Source organism: Burkholderia sp. RS01, from assembly GCF_039748055.1.
Lineage (GTDB): Bacteria > Actinomycetota > Actinomycetes > Actinomycetales > Micrococcaceae > Arthrobacter.
Genome location: NZ_JBDLAK010000052.1, coordinates 1 through 1,072 on the forward strand (window position 1 = coordinate 1; position 1,072 = coordinate 1,072).

Genomic DNA, 1,072 nt, shown 5'->3' on the forward strand with positions numbered 1-1,072 from the left:
TGTACTCAGCCAGTAGGTTGGTTGCACCTGCTGATGGGTGGCTTGCCTCCGAGGCTGCCGTGGGGCCGGTGGTTGTTGTAGAAGTTTAGCCATGGCTGCAGGGCGTCGGTGCGCGCCTGGTTGGACGTGAATGGTTGCCGGTAGGCCCAGCCTTCCTGCAGGGTGCGGTTGAAGCGTTCTGCTTTGCCGTTTTGCCAGGGATGCCGGGGTTTGATCAGGATGTGTTTAGCGCCCAGCGCAGTTAGGGCGTCCTGGAAATCGCGGGAGAGCCGGTAGGCGAATGCGTTGTCGGTCATGACCCGTTTGACCGGCGCCCCGTTGGCGGCCATGGCGGCCGCAGCTCTGGTGAGGAATCCGGCGCAGGTCGGGCCCTTCTCGTCGGGAAGGACCTCGGCGTAGGCGAAGCGGGTGTAGTCATCGACGGCCACGTGGACGTAGTCGAAACCCAGCTTCTGGTGTGATCTGCGGTGGTTAGCCGGGCCCTGGGAAGGGTCGGCCCGCCAGCCTCCGCCCTCGGGGATCCGCCCGAGTTTCTTGACGTCGACGTGGATCATGTCCCCCGGGCCGTCGCGTTCATAGCGGCGGCCAGTGGCACGGGAAGCGCGGATCCGGGCCCCGGTCACCGGGTCCAGGTCCCACAGCCGCGGCATGCCGGCACGGGCCAGAATCCGAGAGACCGTCCGGGCGCTGACCCCGCAACGCAATGCCAGATTGGCCGGCCCCTCGCGGTGCTCTACGCGTTTTGTCAGGACCTCGGCAACGACTTTCCCCGGAGTGGCGTGCGGGCATGACTTTGGTCTGGAGCTGCGGTCCTGCAGGCCTTCCCAGCCGTGGGCCCGGTAGCGGCTAATCCAGCGGTGGGCGCAGGTCCGCGAGATGCCCAGTTCTTTGGCCACATGGGCAATCGGACGGCCGTTCAGGACGCGTTCGACAAGGATCCGTCTACCGGTCGGGGTCAGGCGGGCATTACGGTGGATCATGAAGACCTCTTAGTCGTTGGCTGTGTGTGGTAACCACCAACCTAAGAGGTCTTCACCTATTCACGATGTAACCAACGTCCTGACTCAGTACA

The 1,072-nt window shown here is 64.6% G+C and carries 1 protein-coding gene; it reads right to left on the reverse strand.

Going from position 1 to position 1,072, the window contains the following annotated elements; genetic code table 11:
- Positions 1-5: 5 nt before the first annotated feature.
- Entirely contained in the window at positions 6-980 is a 975-nt protein-coding gene (locus ABFP37_RS22470; RefSeq protein ID WP_078029820.1) for an IS481 family transposase, read from the reverse strand.
- Between the last annotated feature and the right edge of the window lie 92 nt (positions 981-1,072).